We start from the raw sequence: 15530 nt of genomic DNA, 5'->3' as shown, positions 1-15530 counted from the left end.
GTAACTTCCGCCTGGTCGGCATATTTCCGGCAGATTTCGAAGGAAGGAACACCCGTGAAGTTGAAGACGATACTGGGCGCGGGCGCGACCGCCGGGCTCGTCGTGGCCGGCCTGCTGACGAGCGTCGGCACGGGCTCCGCCGCACCGGTCCAGGTGGACAAGACGCTCACGTTCACGTGTCCGTTCCCGCTGATCGGCAACCAGGTGCTGTCCACCCGCATCCGGGCCACGATCGACACGCCCACGTCGGTCGGCGGCGAGCTGAAGACGACGAACTTCTCCGCCACGGTGACCGTGCCGCCGACCGCCACGCAGGGCCTGTCCCTGGTCGGCGCGGCGACGGTGGAGGGCTCCGCCGAGGCGGGCGTGACGCTGGACAACGCCGGCAGCAAGCTCGACATCAAGATCCCCGGCCTGACCGTGCCGAAGACGAACGTCCCGGCCGAGGGCTCGTTCGACGTGGTCGCGAGCGGCCCGGTGCCCACCGCGGTGATCCCGAAGGCGGGCACGACCACGGTGACCGTGGGGAACTACTCCACCACCCTGACCCCGCGCAAGGCCGACGGCACCGAGACCGGCCTGGGCACGTTCACCTCGAACTGCGTGCTGGACCCCGGCCAGAACGCCGAGCTGGTGCGGTTCGACGTGAGCGGCGGTGGCACGACCACCACCACGACGACCACGACCACCACCACCACGACGACGACCACCACCACCACCAAGCCGACGACGACCACGACGACGGCGCCTCCCGGCGGCATCAAGTACTCCTACACGCTGGCCGGCTCGTCGAACCTGAAGAACCTGGGCGGCTCGGTGGCCCTGGCCGGCAGCCTGACCGCCGACCTGGAGCTTTCCTCCGGCAAGTTCACCGCCGACCTGGCGCTCAACCCGACCTCGGGCAAGTTCACCCTGTTCGGGTTCGTGCCGGTCGAGTCGAAGGTCGAGTTCGTCAGCGAGGGCAAGACCACCGGCACGCTGGTGTCCGGCGCCATCAAGTCGAATTCGAAGGTCACCATCAAGCTGCCGCAGATCACCGTCTACGGCATCCCGATCAGTGCCGAGGCCACCTGCCAGACGGTCACCCCGTCGGACATCAACCTGGCCTCCACGCCCGGCTTCGACCCGCTCAAGGGCGGCAAGCTGACCGGCGAGTACGCGATCTCGGCGCTCAAGGGCTGCGGCGCGTTCAACGACTTCATCAGCGCCTTCACCGCCGGCACCGGCAACACCATCGACATGAACCTCACCGCCAAGACGTCCTGACACCCCTTCCGAACAGCGTTGGAGACCGCCGCGTCCGACCGCGGCGGTCTCCTCATGTCCAAGGCGGGTCAGCAGTTGGACGTGGCCGGGCGGCCCGCGAACCGGTCGGCGATGAACGCCGCCGCTCCCGCGTTGCCCAGGTAGACGCCCGTGATGTGGTCGGTGTCGTAGGTCTTCCAGTCCACCGCCACGCCGGCCCCGCAGTAGGTGTCACGCAGCGCCTTGTGCTGCGCGAAGTCCACGATGTCGTCGCGGGTGCCGTGGTACTCGTGCACCGGCACGCGGATCGGCGTGCCGCCCAGCTTGTTCTCCTGCACCCGGGCCAGCCACGGGGGCGTGAGCACGGGGCTGGCGGTGGTGTACTCGGACAGCCGCTTGCCGCGGTAGTCCAGCAGCAGTTCGAGGGTGCACGCCTCGCGCTGCATGCGGGCGAACGCGGTCTTGCCCGCGTCGTTGAGGTAGCGCTCCAGGTCCAGCTCGGCGTAGGCGTTGTCCAGGCCGATCAGCGAGTAGGCCAGGAACCCGAAGCCGAGCTTGCCGTCGAGCTGCAACGACACCTGCACCAGGTCGGCGGGCACACCGCCGCCGACCGCGCCGACCAGGTTGAGCTCCGGCGCGTACTCGGGCTGGAGCTGCGCGGCCCACAGGGAGGCGCCGCCGCCCTGCGAGTAGCCCCGGAACACCACCTTCGCGGTCTTGGACAGCCCGGTCTCGGGCAGCTTCTGCGCGGCCCGGACGACGTCGATGACGGCGTGCCCCTCGGACCGGCCCGTGACGTAGGTGGTCTTCGGGTCGGGGTGGTAGCCCTCGTAGTCGGTCATGACGACCGCGTAGCCGGCGTCGAGCATGTCGTTGATGGCGGGTTGTTCGTAGGACGCGCCGATGCGTTCCATCTCCGAGGGCGTGCAGCGGAACGCCGGTCCGTACGTGCCCGAGGCGAAGGAGACGATCGGCGCAGTCGCCGGGTCCACCGAACGGGGGATGAGAATCATCCCGGTGACCACGTTCGGTTGCCCCAAAGCGTCGGTCGAGCGGTACATCACCTGCCAGGACCGGACCTTTGCGGTGATGGCGCCCGCTTCCGTGACCCGGAAGCGGACGACGTCGCCCGGCGCACCCGCCGGCAGCGGGCTCGGCGGGGTGAAGAAGGCGTCGTCGGCGGGCGCGGCCGAGGCGGGCGCGGGGCCCGCGACGGCACTGGCCAGCACGGCGGCGGCGAGCGATAATGAGAAGATCTTTCGCAAACCGGTTCCTCCCGTAAATGGGGATCGGACAATGCACCCTGCATTACCGGCGCGCGCTCAGTCCAGGCGACAGGAATGACTTGTCACCCGCGCACGGGTTCCGAAAACCGAAGTTGTGAGATCCGGACAAGAACCTCTCGCCGCCCTCTTGTCACCCGAATGAGTGAACCGTCAAGGTTACAGAAAGACTGTTTGACACACCTTGGGTGTGAATTTATCGTCAACCGGGCGAAGCCCCAGGGCGGTGCTTCGCTGCGGAGGCGGCCAATGACGATCTCACTGAACGGCGGGTTGGTGCGGCAGCGAACGATCCCACGACCCACGACAGCTCCCCGGACCACCGCGGAGTACAGCGCCGCGAGACAACTGTGGGGGACGATCCCGGTGGAACTCGCGGAGAAGATGCGACCCCTCGCCGGTGTCCTGGTCCGCGACGCGGTCCGCGAGATCCGGCGCGCGGTGCCCGCGTACGCGCAGCCGTTGGAGGGCAAGTTCCGCGAAGTCCTCGTCGGCGCGGTCGAGATGGCCATCGTGAAGTGCTTCGAGAACATCTGCGACCCCGACGCGCCGCAGGCCGACTGGCAGGCCGTGCTGCGCTACAGCGGGCGCATGGAATTCCTCGAAGGCCGCACGATGGACTCGTTGCAGACCGCCGTGCGGGTCGGTGCCCGGGTGGTGTGGCGGCACCTGAGCCAGCACGGCAAGGAGATGGGGGTCTCCAACGACACCCTGTTCGTGGTCGCCGACGCGATCTTCGCGTGGGTCGACGAGCTGTGCCGCGCCGCGGTCGAGGGCTACACCGAGGCGCAGAGCAACGCCAACGGGGCACTGGAGCGCCGCCGTCGGCAGTTGCTCAAGCTGGTGCTGGCCGAGCAGCCCGCGTCGGCGCGGTCCATCGCGGACCTCGCCGGGACGACGGACTGGACGCTGCCCGAACGGGTCGCGGTGGTCGCGCTGGAGTACCGCGAGGACCAGCACCAGCTCCCCTCCGTGCAGCTCGGCCGGGACGTCCTGGTGGACCTGGAGAGCTCCACGCCGTGCCTGGTGGTGGCCAACCCGAAGGGCCGGCCGCACCTGGACCTGCGCGGGCGGCGCGCGGCCGTGGGGCCGACCGTCCCGCTGGCCGAGGCCCGGCAGTCGCTCGCGTGCGCCCGCCGCGCACTGGCGTTCGTGCGCCGGGGCCTGCTGCCCGCCGCGCCCGTCACGTGGTGCGACGACCACCTGGCGACGCTGGCGCTGCTGTCCGACGAGTTCCTGGTCGGCCAGCTGACCTCCCGGGCGCTGGTCGCCTTCGACGCGCTGACCGTGAAGCAGCGGGAGCGGTTGGAGACGACCTTGCTGGCGTGGCTGGAAACGCGGGGCGGCATCGGCGAGATCGCGAACCGGCTCGACGTGCACCCGCAGACCGTCCGCTACCGGATGCACCAGCTGGAAGAACTGCTCGGCGACCGGCTCGCCGACCCGGACGAGCGGCTGACCCTGGAGATCGCCCTCCGCGCCCGCCGCCTGCTCGCCCGAGCCGCCACCCCGGCGAAACGCCCGGCCTGACCGGATCCGCCCGACCCGGCAGGGCCGACCTGACCGGGATCTCCGCTCCAGGCGCGGCGTCTCCGCCCGCCGCGCCCTTCGCGCTGTTCGTTCAGCAGTTGCTCTTGGCCGGGACGCCCGCGAACCGGGCCTCCAGCCACGCGAACGCCTCCGGGTAGCCCGCGATCGCGCCACCCACGTGCGTCGGCGCCAACGACGAGCTGAGCTTCACGTTCGCCCCCTGCGCACACCACCGCCGCACCATCTCGGCGGCCTGGCCGTAGGGGACGATGTCGTCCAGCACGCTGTGCACCACCAGCACCGGCGCACCGGGCTTGCGCACACCGATCCGCTGCTCCTCCACCCGTGACGCGTAAGGCTCCTCGCCGAGGTAGGCCTCCAGCGGGCGGCCGTCCTCGGTGAGGTCCTTGGACTGGCGGAACGCGTGCGCGGCGATCGCCTCGGCCGTGCACTGGTGCTCGACCTGGGCCATGAGCTGCTTGCCCTGGTCGTTGAGCACCGCGGGGATGTCCAGCTCAGGGTAGGCGGCGTTCAGGCTGAGCAGGGCGTACCCGAGGAACCCGGCGGCGTAGTGCCCGTCGAGGTTCTCGGCCACCACGCCGAGGTCGGCGGGCGGTGCGCCCGCGTACGCGCCCTTGAGGTCCAGTTCCGGCGCATAGGACTTGTACAGCTCGACGGCCGCCGCGCTCGCGCCGCCACCCTGCGAGTAGCCGGAGATCGCCACCGGACCGGCGTCGGGCAGGTCCGCCTCGGGCAGCCGCTGCGCCGCGCGGATCGAGTCCAGCACGGCGTGCGCCTCGGCGGCGCGGTTGACGTAGGTGTGCATGCCGGGCGTGCCCAGGCCCTCGTAGTCGGTGACGACCACGCCCCAGCCGCGCAGCAGGAGGCCGGACAGGAACGGACCCTCGTACTCGCTGCCCATCGCCATCGCCCGGGAGGGCGCGCACTCGTCGCCCACGCCCTGGGTGCCCGGCGCGTAGGCGATGATCGGGCGGGGACCGGGGCCGGGCCACGGTGTGTGCGGGGTGAGGACCGTGCCGGACACGGCGATGGCGTTGCCGTGCGTGTCGGTGCTGCGGTAGAGGACGCGGCGCGCGGTGGCGGGTGCGCGCAGCAGCTTGACCGGGTCGAGGAAGAAGTCGGCGGGCTCGCTGCGGATGACGTCGCCGTTGCGGCTCGGGAGGGTGGTGGGCACGTCGTAGAAGGACTCCGCGTGCGCGGCGGTGGGCGCTACGAGCCCGGTGGCCAGGGCTGCGGCCATCGCCGCTGTGGCCCAGCGGCGAGCGGACAATCGCATGGGTGCTCCTCGTTGAGCGTTCGGGCGGTCGTGCGGTTGAGCGGTCGAGCGGTCGTGCGGTCGTGCGGTTGAGCGGTTGAGCGGGGAATCGACAACGTGTCGAACCTTTCCGCGCGCGTGAAGCAGGGGTCAAGGAGCTGCGGTTTTCTTGTCATGAGCGCGCAAAAGCTCCAGTCGGGACCTTTGCGGCGGTGATATCAACGTGGATAGGTCAGGGCTTGTTCGGCGGCGGCGAGGTGGGTGTCGGTGATGCCGGTGGCCGGGTCGACGGAGATCAGCGCGGTGGTCTCGCGGCGGCGGTGCAGGAAGCGGTCGCGCGCGGAGGCGAAGAGGCTGAAGTCGTCGTCGAACCAGGCGAGGGGACGACCGGCGGCGAACCGCCCGACCGCGCCGTACTTCCAGTCCGGCGTGCCCTCGTAGGCGCGCAGCCCGATCACGCGCAGGGGCGGCAGGCCGAGGGCGGGGCCGATCGTGCGGTTCGCCAGGTCCTCCCAGGAGGTGGCCCACACCAGTTCCGCGCCCGTCCGGTTCGCCAGGGCGAGCAGGGCCGGGCCGTGGGCCGGGTTGAGGAGGGCGTGGCGGGTGTCGCGTCTGGTCAGGCGCCAGCTGTGGCGGCTGTCGCGTCTGGTCAGGCGCCACTCGTGGCGGGTGTAGCCCGGGGGTGGCGTGCGGGCGGCCCACGGGTTGAGGGGGCCGTCGACGTCGAGCAGGAGGAGCACGGTCACGTAGTACCACCGGGGTCGTGTGGGAGGTCGGGGGTTCGGTCGGGTTCCGTGGAAAATGGATCACGGAGGTGGTGAGATGGCCGACCCTGTCGCGGTCGTGACCGGTGGGAACCGCGGGATCGGGCGGGAGGTGTGCCGGCAGTTGCGGGGCCTGGGGTACCGGGTCGTCCTGACCGCCCGGGACGCCGCGAAGGCCGAGCGTGCCGCGGAGAAGATCGGGGTGGACCACCACCCGCTGGACGTGACGTCGGACGAGTCGGTGCGCGACCTCGCCGCGTACGTGGAGCAGCGGTACGGCCGGCTCGACGTGCTGGTCAACAACGCCGCCATCCACTACGACTCGTGGCAGCGGGCGTCGAGCGCGGACCTCGGTGTCGTGCGCGAGGCGATGGAGACCAACTTCTACGGGCCTTGGCGGACGGTGCTGGCGCTGCTCCCGTTGCTGCGGCGCAGTGGGAGTGCGCGGGTGGTGAACGTGTCCAGTGAGGCGGCGTCGTTCGCGAGCATGGGGGGCGGGACGCCGGCGTACGGGACGTCGAAGGCCGCGTTGAACGCGTTGACGGTGATGTTGGCGGCGGAGTTGCGGCGGGACGGGGTGCTGGTCAACGCGATCTGTCCCGGGTGGGTGGCCACCGACATGGGCGGGCCGGGTGGACGGCCGGTCGGGCAGGGTGCGGCGAGCGTGGTGTGGGGGGTGACGTTGCCGGACGACGGGCCGACTGGCGGGTTCTTCCGGGACGGGAAGCGGATTCCCTGGTAGCAGGGCGTTCCGGTGCGCGAGGCGGTTCGACCCGGGCCACCACCCGCCCCGCGAACCAGCGCCCACCGGTTCGCGGGAGCGGCGGCCGGGTACTCCCCCGGCATGAAGTGGCGCGGCGCGGTGATCGGTGCGGTGGTGGTGGCGGTCGTGGCGCTGGTGGGGGTGTTCGTGGTGGTGCCGAAGTTCGGCACGGGCACGGACACCGTCGACCGGAGCGGCCCCGCGGTGTTGCAGGCGATGCGGGACCTGAGCCAGTTCCACGCGGCGGCGGGCGAGTACCAGGTGGTGCTCGACATCGAGCACGACGTCCGGTACGTGCCCTCGGTCCTGGCCGGGCAGCGCACGCTGTTCGTGGCGGCGGGGACGGTCAACGCCTACGTCGAGTTCGGCTCGCTGGGCGAGGACGCGCTGAAGGTCACGCCGGAGTCGGAGTCGAAGCCGAAGTCGGTGGAGGTCCGGCTGCCCGAGCCCGTGCTGGACAAGCCGAACCTGCACCAGGAGCGGTGTTACGTGTTCGCGCAGGAGCGGGGCTTGGTGGACCGGCTGGCGGCGTTGGTGGAAACCCGGGACCAGCAGCCGTTCTACGTGGCGGCGGAGCAGAAGATCGCGGACGCGGCGCGGGACTCCGGGTTGACCGAGCGGGCCGAGGAGAACACCCGCAAGATGCTCACCGGGATGCTCCAGGCGCTGGGCTACTCGGTCACGTTCCGACCTGCCGATTAAGCTCCCCCCGACATGAGACGCAAGCTCCGGCCGCCGCTGCCCCAGCGCCACGGCCTCGACCCCGCCCGTCTGCGCCTGCCCGTGGACGGGTCGTGGGCGACCCTGCGCGACCACCTGGTCGAGCGGCTGCCGCGCGTCGCGCCGGAGCGGATCGACTCGATGCTCGCCGAGGGTCGGATCTACGACCTGGACGGCCCGGTCGCGGCGGACGCCGTGTACGCGCCCGGCACGTCGGTCTGGTTCCACCGGGACCTGCCGGAGGAAGTGCCGGTGCCGTTCGACGTCCGGGTCGTGTACCGCGACGACGCGATCCTGGTGGTGGACAAGCCGCACTTCCTGGCCACGATCCCGCGCGGCAAGCACATCGTGGAGACGGCTTTGGTGCGGCTGCGGACCCAGCTGGGCCTGCCGACGCTGTCGCCCGCGCACCGGTTGGACCGGGTGACGGCCGGGTTGGTGCTGTTCGTGATCGACCCGGCGTTGCGCGGGAAGTACCAGGTGATGTTCAAGGATCGCCTGGTGCACAAGGAGTACGAGGCGGTGGCACCGCACCGGCCGGAGCTGGAGCTGCCGACCGTCGTGCGCAGCCGGATCGTGAAGGTGAAGGGCGTGATCACGGCGCAGGAGGTCGACGGTCCGCCGAACGCCGAGACGCGGGTGGAGTTGGTGGAGCACCGGGAAGGGTGGGGCCGGTACCGGCTGCTGCCGACCACTGGTCGGACGCACCAGCTCCGGCTGCACATGGCTTCGCTCGGGGTGCCGATCCGCAACGACGACTTCTACCCGGTGCTGCGGGAGAAGCCTCTGGACGACTTCACCGCGCCTTTGCAGTTGTTGGCCAAGGTCTTGTCTTTCACCGACCCTGTTACTGGTGTCGCTCGGCGGTTCGAGAGTGCTCTGACGCTGTCTTTATAGGCGCTGCGCTTCTCTGGGGTCGCTTCGCTCTCAAGCGGACGCGCTGCGCGCTCTCAAGATCAAAAGCAGCGCTCGCCGCGCGGCAGGCCCCCGGAGGGGAGGGGCGTCGTGCTTCCTCCGCACGACCTGCCGGAGGCAACCACACTTTGCCAGGGCCGCCAAGAAAATCTTGCTCGTTCCTCGCAACATTTTGTTGACGGCCCTGGCAAAGCGCGGTTGGGCTGCGCCCAGGCCGTACGGAGGAAGCACGAGGCCCCTCCCGTGGTGCTGCGCTTGGCGTACGCGAGGGTGGGTGGGGGGTGCGTTGCGGAGCGCGCGCGGCGGGGGCGATGGGCGTGAAACGCCTGCGGTGCAAGGACGGCGTGGTGGTGGGGTGGGTGGTGAAGCGGTGGTGGGGGCGGGGGTGAGTGGTGCGGCGGGCGGTGGCGGTGGGGTGGGGGGAGGCGCGCCGGTGATGCGACCGGTGGAAGGGCTGGCGGGGTTGCGGCAGGGGGCGAGCGGCGGGGCGGGGTTGCGAGCGGCGGGGCGGGGTTGCGAGCGGCGGGGCGGGGTTGCGAGCGGCGGGGCGGGGTTGCGAGCGGTGGGCGGGGTTGTGGGCGGTGGTGGGGTGGCTTGCCTTGGGGAGGCTGGTGGGGGCGTTTGTCGGTGGGGCGTGGGAGAATGGGGACGGGGGCCGGAGGCCGGCGTTGGTCAGGGGTGCCTCCGGCCGTGTTCCGTGGGTCAGTCGAGGTAGCCGAGCATTTGGGAGATCTGGCCCGTCCGGGACTGGAAGATGCGCTCCGCCAGCGCCTTCGACTGCGGGTTCACGCCGCCCTCGCGTTCGAACTTCGCGATTTCCACCGCGTTGTGCTGGTGGGCGATGAGGAGGTTCAGGAACGCCCGCTCGAACTCCCCCGGGCCGGTTGCCGCCAGGGTCGCGATGGCTTCCGGGCTGGTGGAGTGGTCGCCGCCGTGGTTGGCGTGCAGTTGGGCTTCGGTGCCGGGGGACTCCGGTTGGTTCCAGTCGTGCAGCCACTGGAGCATCGAGTCCACTTCGGACAGTTGGGTGACCTCGATGGCCGACGCCAGCGTCTTGACGTCCGTGCGGACCGACTTGTCCTTGGCCAGGCGCACGATCTCGATGCCCGTCTTGTGGTGGGCGACCGCCATCTGCAGGAACATCACGTCGATCGGGTTGTGCTCGGTGGTCTCCGCTACCGTCGACACGGGGCCGGTCGGGGCCGGGACCAGGCCGGAGTCGCCTGTGCCGCAGGCGACCAGCAGGAACAGCAGTGCCGTGACCGCAGCAGCTACTCGCAAGGTCGTCCTCCCTGGGTGGGGCCCGCCCGCGCGGTGACAGGGCAGCGCGGACGGGCTTTCTAGCACAGGTCGCCTAGAGGCGCTGCCACAGGGACGGCGTGTTCGGCGGTTCCCACCCGGTCAGGGACGTGTGCGCCTGGATGCACTTGTAGGACGCGCCGCCGTACGTGACCTGCGCACCCACCGCGTACGCGGTGCCCGGGGCCCACGTGCCGCCCGCGGGCGGGGTGGTCGTGGTCGTGGTGGTGGGCTGGGTGGTGGTCGTGGTCGGCGTGGTGGTGGTCGTCGGGTCGCCGCCGCCGGGGCCCACCTGGAGGTCGACGCAGCTGTAGAACGCCATCGGGGTGTCCGCGATGTTCCAGATCGCCAGCAGCTTGATCCGGCCGGTGCGACCGCCGAGGTTGACGCTGTGGGTGACGGTGGAGCCGGGCTGCCGGCCGCCGTCGTTCACCTCGTGGATCTTGCTGCCGCCGATGAAGTACTGCCAGGTGGTGGTGGCGTGGCGGGCGGTGATGGTCCAGTTGAACGTCACCGTGTTGCCGACCGACGTGGCCGGCCACGCCTTGCTCTCGTCGCTGAGCGGGGCCCACCGGCTGTCGCCGGCGTGGCAGTTCTGCTGGCCCTTCGGGCCCTCGACGCTCTGCGGTTCGTAGATGATGGGGCCGCAGTTGGAGACGCGGCCCGCGGCGCAGTTCGCCTGGCGGCTGGGCGGCGACGAGATGTAGCCGTGCGCGCTCGCCGATCCCGCCGACACCACGACGATGAACGGGGCCACGCCCACGCCGGCGAGTACCGCCGCGAGCTTGCGTTTCAGGCTCATTGTCCAGCTCCTTCGCGAGGAGACACCCACGAGGCGTCTCCTGGGCAGGGTCCATGTCCGCGGCGGCCGGAACACGCCTGGCGCTCGCACTCCGCGACGGGAGTGCCACGCTCGGCGATGGTGGTCTAGACCATAATCGGCAACGTCATCCGGGTCAAGGATCTGAACCGACTGGTGCAGCCCGCCGTAGCCCCTGGTGTGACCCCACATCCGGGCCGACGTGCGGTAGCGGTCCTCGCGGCGTTCACAGTTACCGCACCGGGGCCGGCCTCCGACGTGTCGAGGAGCGAGGTGCTGCCGGGTGGTCTGGGTGTTGGGCGGGGGACCCGCCTCGGAAGACGGGTCCCCCGGGGTCAGCAGTAGAGGTTCGCGCCGGGCGCGACACCGAGGATGCTGGTGAAGCGCTGGTAGGCGTCCACGCGGCTCTGGACCTGCGCCGGGTTGCGGCCGTCGCACTCCAGGGAACCGTTGATGCTGCGGATCGTCTGGCCGAAGCCGTAGCCGTTGACCATCGCGTTGTGCGGGGTCATCGTGCCCGGACCGTTCTGCGTGTTCCAGTACCAAAGACCGGTCCGCCACGCCACGGAGGCGTCGTTCTGCACCAGCCACGGGTTGGTCAGCAGCGGCAGGCCCAGGGCGTCACCGGCGGCCTTGTAGTTGAAGTTCCACGACAGCTGGATCGGACCGCGGCCGTAGTACGCCGCCTGCCCGGCGGGGCAGCCGTAGGGCTGGCTCGCGTCGCAGTAGTGCGGGTAGTTGGCGGTGTTCTGCTCGACGATGTGCACCAGGCCGCCGGTCTCGTGGTTGACGTTGGCCAGGAACGCCGCCGCCTCCTGCTTCTTGACCGTGTCGCTGCCGGTGTTGGCGAAACCGGGGTACGCGCTGAGCGCGGCGGTGAGGCCGCTGTAGGTGTAGAAGGCCTGCCGGTTCGGGAACATCTGGTTGAACTGGGACTCGGTGACCACGAAACCGCCGGGGTTGGGCGGGGTGGTGGTCGTCGTGGTGCCCCCGCCGCAGGTGCCCTGGTCGGCCCAGACCTGGGCGGTGCCGGGGGTTTCGTTCTGGGTCCACCACTTCGCGGACCAGTTGTGCCCGTTGTGCGAGGCGGTCATGCCGCCGGTGTAGACGGCGGACGCGCTCCACGGCGTGGCGCACGCCGCGGCGGAGGCGGAGGTCGTGGCGACGGCGACAGTCAGAGCCGCCCCGACCACGATGGTGGCGATGGCCGCCACTGCGCGGATTCTCGACACGTGATCTCTTCTTCCGTTCGAGCGCCCTCGGACGTGACTGCGGCCACTCAACCGGATTGGTCTACACCAGTCAAGCGTCAACTACCCCTCATCAGGCACGTACGCGATCACCGAGGGGCACACCACCATCCGCTCGCCGTCCGCGTAACCGGGCCGGACGGTGCGGGCCACGGTGTCCACCGCGTCCTCGTCGTCGGTCGGCTCGGTGCCCACCACGTGGTGCCGGCGCGGGTCGACCGGGCGCCCGTCGGGCACCACCAGCCGCACGCCGGCCGCCGCGAGCAGGTTCTCCGCCTGCCACGCCACGCCCTCGGGCAGCTTGGGCATGAGGTCGGTCAGGCCGCGCACCAGGACGTCCTTCTGGCGCGACGACGGCGGTGCCGCCTTGGTCCGGTTGACCCCCGTCGCCGCCGCGCCCAGCAGCACCGCCCCGACCAGCAGGGCCAGGGCGGGCAGGGTCGGCGGCGGCACGGTTGCGGGCACGGCCACCGACGCCCACCAGCCGTCGGGCGTGGCGTGCGCGCCGACCATGCCGCCGCTCGCGACCAGCAGTCCCACAGCGGCCTGGTCGACGTCCCCGACCAGCACGGCCACCCGGGGCGTCGCCGTCCGGGACGGCTGCTCGTTGTCGTGCGCCGGTCGCACCACGACCGCGCGGGCACCCGGTGGCAGCACGCCCGCGACCTCGTCGGCGACGGCCACGGAGTCGGTCGCCCGCCGCGCGCTGTCCAACGCCCGGACCGCCACCGCCCGCACGTCCACGTCGGGTGCGCCGGGCGACAGGACCAGGGCGAGGGAGGTGAACGTGATCAGCGCGCCCAGCACGACGAGGGCGATGGCTACTCGGTACACCCCCTCTAAGGTCGTCCGGTGGGAGCGCGCCCTGAGCGGGCCGTCCGGGTGAATCAGCCCTGCGCAGTCACCGGACCACGTTCCGTGTGCTCGACCAGTCGGGTGAGGAGCAGCTCCCACACCCCGCGCGGCAGCTCGTGCCCGGTGTCGGGCAGGACGAGCAGCTCCGCGCCCGGGATCTCCGCGACCAGCGCCTCCCCGTGGCCCAGCGGGAACAACGGGTCCGAGTCGCCGTGCGCGACCAGCGTCGGCACCCGCACCTCCCCCAACCGCTCCCGCCAGGGCTCGCCGCCGCCGACGAGGAGGTGGTTGTGGCTGGAGGCGACGTTCGGCGACCGGTCGAAGACCTTGCCCGCCAACGCCTTCGCCGCGTCCTCGTCCACCGGGCGCGGCCCGAGGAACGGCCGGTTGGCGGCCACCAGGTGGTCGACCACCGAGTCCCGGTCGGACCAGTCGGGCAGGGGCGTGCCGCCGGCGGCGAAGTGCTCCAGCAGGGCCGGCGCCATCGGCGGCAGGTCGGGATCGTTGGGACCGGCCGGGCTGGTGGCCACCAGGGTGAGCGTGATGAGGCGGTCGGGGTGGAAGACGGCCAGCGCCTGCGCGATGCCACCGCCCATCGACAGCCCCACGACGTGCGCCCGCGCGATGCCGAGGGCGTCCAGGACGCCCAACGGGTCCTCGACCAGGTCGGTGAAGGTGTAACCGGGTTCGCCGGGCGGGTAGGACGTCGAGCGCCCGGTGTCGCGGTGGTCGTAGCGGATGACGAAGCGGCCGGCGGCGGCCAGCGCCCGGCAGAAGTCGTCCTCCCACAGGATCATCGACCCGGTCGCGCCCATGATGAGCAGCACGGCCGGGTCTTCGGGGCGGCCAAAGGTCTCGACGCACAGGTCCACGCCGTTGGCGCGCACGATCTGTTCGGTCACAACACGACCGTAGCGAGGCCGCCGTCGGCTTGTCGCCCCCCGGGCGGCCGAGCCGCCGCGACGGAGTCGCGGCCATCAAACACAGCCTCCGCGATCAACTCTGTCTGGCGAAAGCGGTCTTCGGTGAACGGCATGGCCACGATCCGGTCCACGCCGGCCTCGGCGAAGGCCGCGAACCGTTCTGCCGCTTGGGCGGGCGTGCCGGTGATGATGGTCTGGCGGGCGAACTCCTCGGGCAGGCCGTAGTCCGTCATGCCCTTCACGCGCTGGTCGATCACGCTGGTTGGGACGTCCCCCAGGGCAACGGTGACGCCGACCGTGACGCCGGGGCGCGGGCGACCGTAGGAGGCGGCGAGTTCTTCCAGTTCTGCCAACGCTTTGCCGATGGCGTGCGGGGTGGTGAACGCCGGGTACCAGTGGTCGCCGAAGCGGGCGGCCCGGCGCAGGGCCGGTTTTCCACCGCCGCCGACCAGGACCGGTGGCATGGTCGCACCGGGAGAAAGGGCGATCTCCTTGCCGTGCAACAGGGTCTTCTCGCCGCGCACGAGTCCCGGCAGGACTTCCAGGATGGCGTCGGTGCGCTTGCCGCGTTCGGCGAACGGCACGTCCACGGCGTGCCAGGCGGCCTCACCGTGCGCCTCGCCGCCGCTGCCCACGCCGAGCAGCACGCGGTCACCCGAGAGGTGTTGCAGGGTCGCGATCTGCTTGGCGGTCCACGCCGGTTGGCGCAGCGGCAGGACCATGACGCCGAAGCCCAGCTTGATCTTCGTCGTCACGGCGGCGACCGTGGCGTGCACGAGGGTGCTGTCCAGGAACGGGTTGACCGGGATCAGGTGGTCGCCGTGCCACAGCGACTCCAGGCCGAGCCCTTCGGCGTGCTGGGCGAAGGCGACCAGGTCGTGGCCGACGCCGGGCAGCGTGGTGCCGACGTCCATCACCGCACCTCCAGCAGCGTCTTGCCGATCGTGGCGCGGGACTCGATGGCGGCGTGCGCGTCGGCGGCCCGGTCCAGCGGGAACCGCTGCCCGATCACCGGTCGCACGGTGCCGTCGGCGGCGTGCCGCAGGACGCTGGTGACCAGGTCGGTCAGTTCCTCCGGGGTGGGGCGGCCGCCCTGCACGAGCGTCACCCCGCGTTCGGCGGCGCGGTCCGGGTCGACGCCCGCCCACTCGCCGCTGGCCAGGCCGTAGCTGAGCATCCGGCCGCCGGGGCGCAGCAGTTCGAACGCGGCTCGCGCGGTCGGTCCGCCGACGCCGTCGAACACCACGTCCACCGGGTCGGTGGTCCAGCCGGGCACGGTGTAGTCGACCACCTCGTCCGCGCCGAGACCGCGCACGACCTCGCCCTTCTCCGCGCCGCCCGCCGCGCCCACGACGGTCGCGCCTGCCGCGCGCGCGAGCTGGACCAGCAGGGTGCCGACCCCGCCCGCCGCCGCGAGCACCAGGACGCGCTGACCGGCCACGTCGCCGACCGTGCGCAGGTTGAGCAGGGCGGTGCGACCGTCGGCCAGCAGCGCGACCGCCGTGTCCAGCGGGACGCCGTCGGGCACGACCACGACCCCCGCCGCGTCCACGGCCACGCGCTCGGCGTACCCGCCCCGGCCGCCGGTCGAGGTGATCACCCGCTGACCGACCAGAGCGGGGTCCACGCCGGCTCCGACCCTGGTCACGACCCCGCCCACCCCGTTGCCGAGGATCGCCGGCGGTTCGAGCCGGAACGGCCCCTGACCGGTGCGCCGGTACTGCGTCTCCACGAAGGTGGTGTTGGCGTAGGCCACCTCGACCAACGCCTGCCCCGGACCCGCCTCCGGATCCGGCGCCTCCCCCGCGACCAGCACCTCCGGTCCCCCGAACTCCCGCATCCACACCGCGCGCACCGCGTCCCCCATGGGCCGTTCCGACTCGTGGG

The 15530-nt window shown here is 71.5% G+C and carries 15 protein-coding genes; 5 read left to right on the top strand and 10 right to left on the bottom strand.

Annotated features, from left to right (window positions below; all coding sequences use genetic code 11):
• Positions 1–54 precede the first annotated feature (54 nt).
• On the top strand, positions 55–1266 hold the full coding sequence (locus DFJ66_RS43660; protein ID WP_211351410.1) for a DUF6801 domain-containing protein: 1212 nt from the start codon (positions 55–57) through the stop codon (positions 1264–1266).
• A 68-nt stretch (positions 1267–1334) separates the two neighbouring features.
• On the opposite strand, the gene DFJ66_RS34620 is transcribed toward DFJ66_RS43660, so the two are convergent.
• Positions 1335–2510 (bottom strand): lipase family protein, encoded by a 1176-nt coding sequence (locus tag DFJ66_RS34620; protein ID WP_121227637.1) that lies wholly within the window; start codon positions 2508–2510, stop codon positions 1335–1337.
• A gap of 267 nt (positions 2511–2777) precedes the next feature.
• Here DFJ66_RS34620 and DFJ66_RS34615 point away from each other — a divergent pair, with 267 nt between their 5' ends.
• Positions 2778–4058, top strand: coding sequence for a PucR family transcriptional regulator (locus tag DFJ66_RS34615; protein ID WP_121227635.1), 1281 nt, complete (start codon positions 2778–2780; stop codon positions 4056–4058).
• Positions 4059–4149: 91 nt separating this feature from the next.
• Here DFJ66_RS34615 and DFJ66_RS34610 read toward each other — a convergent pair whose 3' ends face one another.
• Positions 4150–5355 carry a lipase family protein gene (locus DFJ66_RS34610; protein ID WP_121227633.1) on the bottom strand — a complete coding sequence of 402 codons (1206 nt, stop codon included), beginning with the start codon at positions 5353–5355 and terminating at the stop codon, positions 4150–4152.
• A 197-nt stretch (positions 5356–5552) separates the two neighbouring features.
• On the bottom strand, positions 5553–6080 hold the full coding sequence (locus DFJ66_RS34605) for an HAD domain-containing protein (protein ID WP_121227631.1): 528 nt from the start codon (positions 6078–6080) through the stop codon (positions 5553–5555).
• A gap of 76 nt (positions 6081–6156) precedes the next feature.
• Here DFJ66_RS34605 and DFJ66_RS34600 point away from each other — a divergent pair, with 76 nt between their 5' ends.
• The 3 genes from DFJ66_RS34600 to DFJ66_RS34590 all read left to right on the top strand — a co-directional run bounded on the left by DFJ66_RS34600 (position 6157) and on the right by DFJ66_RS34590 (position 8478).
• Complete coding sequence (locus DFJ66_RS34600; protein ID WP_121227629.1) at positions 6157–6840, top strand: SDR family NAD(P)-dependent oxidoreductase; 684 nt, start codon at positions 6157–6159, stop codon at positions 6838–6840.
• Positions 6841–6942: 102 nt separating this feature from the next.
• Positions 6943–7563, top strand: coding sequence for a DUF4230 domain-containing protein (locus DFJ66_RS34595; protein ID WP_121227627.1), 621 nt, complete (start codon positions 6943–6945; stop codon positions 7561–7563).
• A gap of 12 nt (positions 7564–7575) precedes the next feature.
• Positions 7576–8478, top strand: coding sequence for an RluA family pseudouridine synthase (locus tag DFJ66_RS34590; RefSeq protein ID WP_121227625.1), 903 nt, complete (start codon positions 7576–7578; stop codon positions 8476–8478).
• Positions 8479–9198: 720 nt separating this feature from the next.
• Here the strand turns inward: DFJ66_RS34590 and DFJ66_RS34585 are convergent.
• The 7 genes from DFJ66_RS34585 to DFJ66_RS34550 all read right to left on the bottom strand — a co-directional run bounded on the left by DFJ66_RS34585 (position 9199) and on the right by DFJ66_RS34550 (position 15498).
• The gene (locus DFJ66_RS34585; RefSeq protein ID WP_246030019.1) at positions 9199–9777 is read right to left on the bottom strand and encodes a DUF305 domain-containing protein; all 579 of its coding nucleotides are present in this window, start codon (positions 9775–9777) and stop codon (positions 9199–9201) included.
• Positions 9778–9850: 73 nt separating this feature from the next.
• Positions 9851–10597: a lytic polysaccharide monooxygenase gene (locus DFJ66_RS34580; RefSeq protein WP_121227623.1), complete on the bottom strand. Its 747-nt coding sequence runs from the start codon at positions 10595–10597 to the stop codon at positions 9851–9853.
• A 353-nt stretch (positions 10598–10950) separates the two neighbouring features.
• Entirely contained in the window at positions 10951–11847 is an 897-nt protein-coding gene (locus DFJ66_RS34570) for a glycoside hydrolase family 19 protein (RefSeq protein ID WP_397556299.1), read from the bottom strand.
• Between the two features lie 81 nt (positions 11848–11928).
• Complete coding sequence (locus tag DFJ66_RS34565; RefSeq protein ID WP_121227619.1) at positions 11929–12699, bottom strand: nucleotide exchange factor GrpE; 771 nt, start codon at positions 12697–12699, stop codon at positions 11929–11931.
• A gap of 53 nt (positions 12700–12752) precedes the next feature.
• Complete coding sequence (locus DFJ66_RS34560) at positions 12753–13622, bottom strand: alpha/beta fold hydrolase (RefSeq protein WP_121227617.1); 870 nt, start codon at positions 13620–13622, stop codon at positions 12753–12755.
• Positions 13619–14557, bottom strand: a complete 939-nt coding sequence (locus DFJ66_RS34555; RefSeq protein WP_121227615.1) for an LLM class flavin-dependent oxidoreductase — start codon at positions 14555–14557, stop codon at positions 13619–13621. Before DFJ66_RS34555 ends, DFJ66_RS34560 begins: the two co-directional genes overlap by 4 nt.
• Positions 14557–15498, bottom strand: coding sequence for a zinc-binding dehydrogenase (locus DFJ66_RS34550; protein ID WP_121232166.1), 942 nt, complete (start codon positions 15496–15498; stop codon positions 14557–14559). Before DFJ66_RS34550 ends, DFJ66_RS34555 begins: the two co-directional genes overlap by 1 nt.
• Positions 15499–15530 lie beyond the last annotated feature (32 nt).

This window comes from Saccharothrix variisporea (assembly GCF_003634995.1).
Lineage (GTDB): Bacteria > Actinomycetota > Actinomycetes > Mycobacteriales > Pseudonocardiaceae > Actinosynnema > Actinosynnema variisporeum.
Note: the sequence above shows the minus strand (reverse complement) of the source record. Positions and strands in the feature narration are given on the sequence as shown.

What these genes read in the sequence shown, in the direction of transcription:
- DFJ66_RS34615 (WP_121227635.1), top strand. Translation starts at nt 2,778, where the DNA reads ATGACGATCTCACTGAACGGCGGGTTGGTGCGGCAGCGAACGATCCCA.
- DFJ66_RS34610 (WP_121227633.1), bottom strand. Translation starts at nt 5,355, where the DNA reads ATGCGATTGTCCGCTCGCCGCTGGGCCACAGCGGCGATGGCCGCAGCC.
- DFJ66_RS34600 (WP_121227629.1), top strand. Translation starts at nt 6,157, where the DNA reads ATGGCCGACCCTGTCGCGGTCGTGACCGGTGGGAACCGCGGGATCGGG.
- DFJ66_RS34595 (WP_121227627.1), top strand. Translation starts at nt 6,943, where the DNA reads ATGAAGTGGCGCGGCGCGGTGATCGGTGCGGTGGTGGTGGCGGTCGTG.
- DFJ66_RS34590 (WP_121227625.1), top strand. Translation starts at nt 7,576, where the DNA reads ATGAGACGCAAGCTCCGGCCGCCGCTGCCCCAGCGCCACGGCCTCGAC.
- DFJ66_RS34580 (WP_121227623.1), bottom strand. Translation starts at nt 10,597, where the DNA reads ATGAGCCTGAAACGCAAGCTCGCGGCGGTACTCGCCGGCGTGGGCGTG.
- DFJ66_RS34555 (WP_121227615.1), bottom strand. Translation starts at nt 14,557, where the DNA reads ATGGACGTCGGCACCACGCTGCCCGGCGTCGGCCACGACCTGGTCGCC.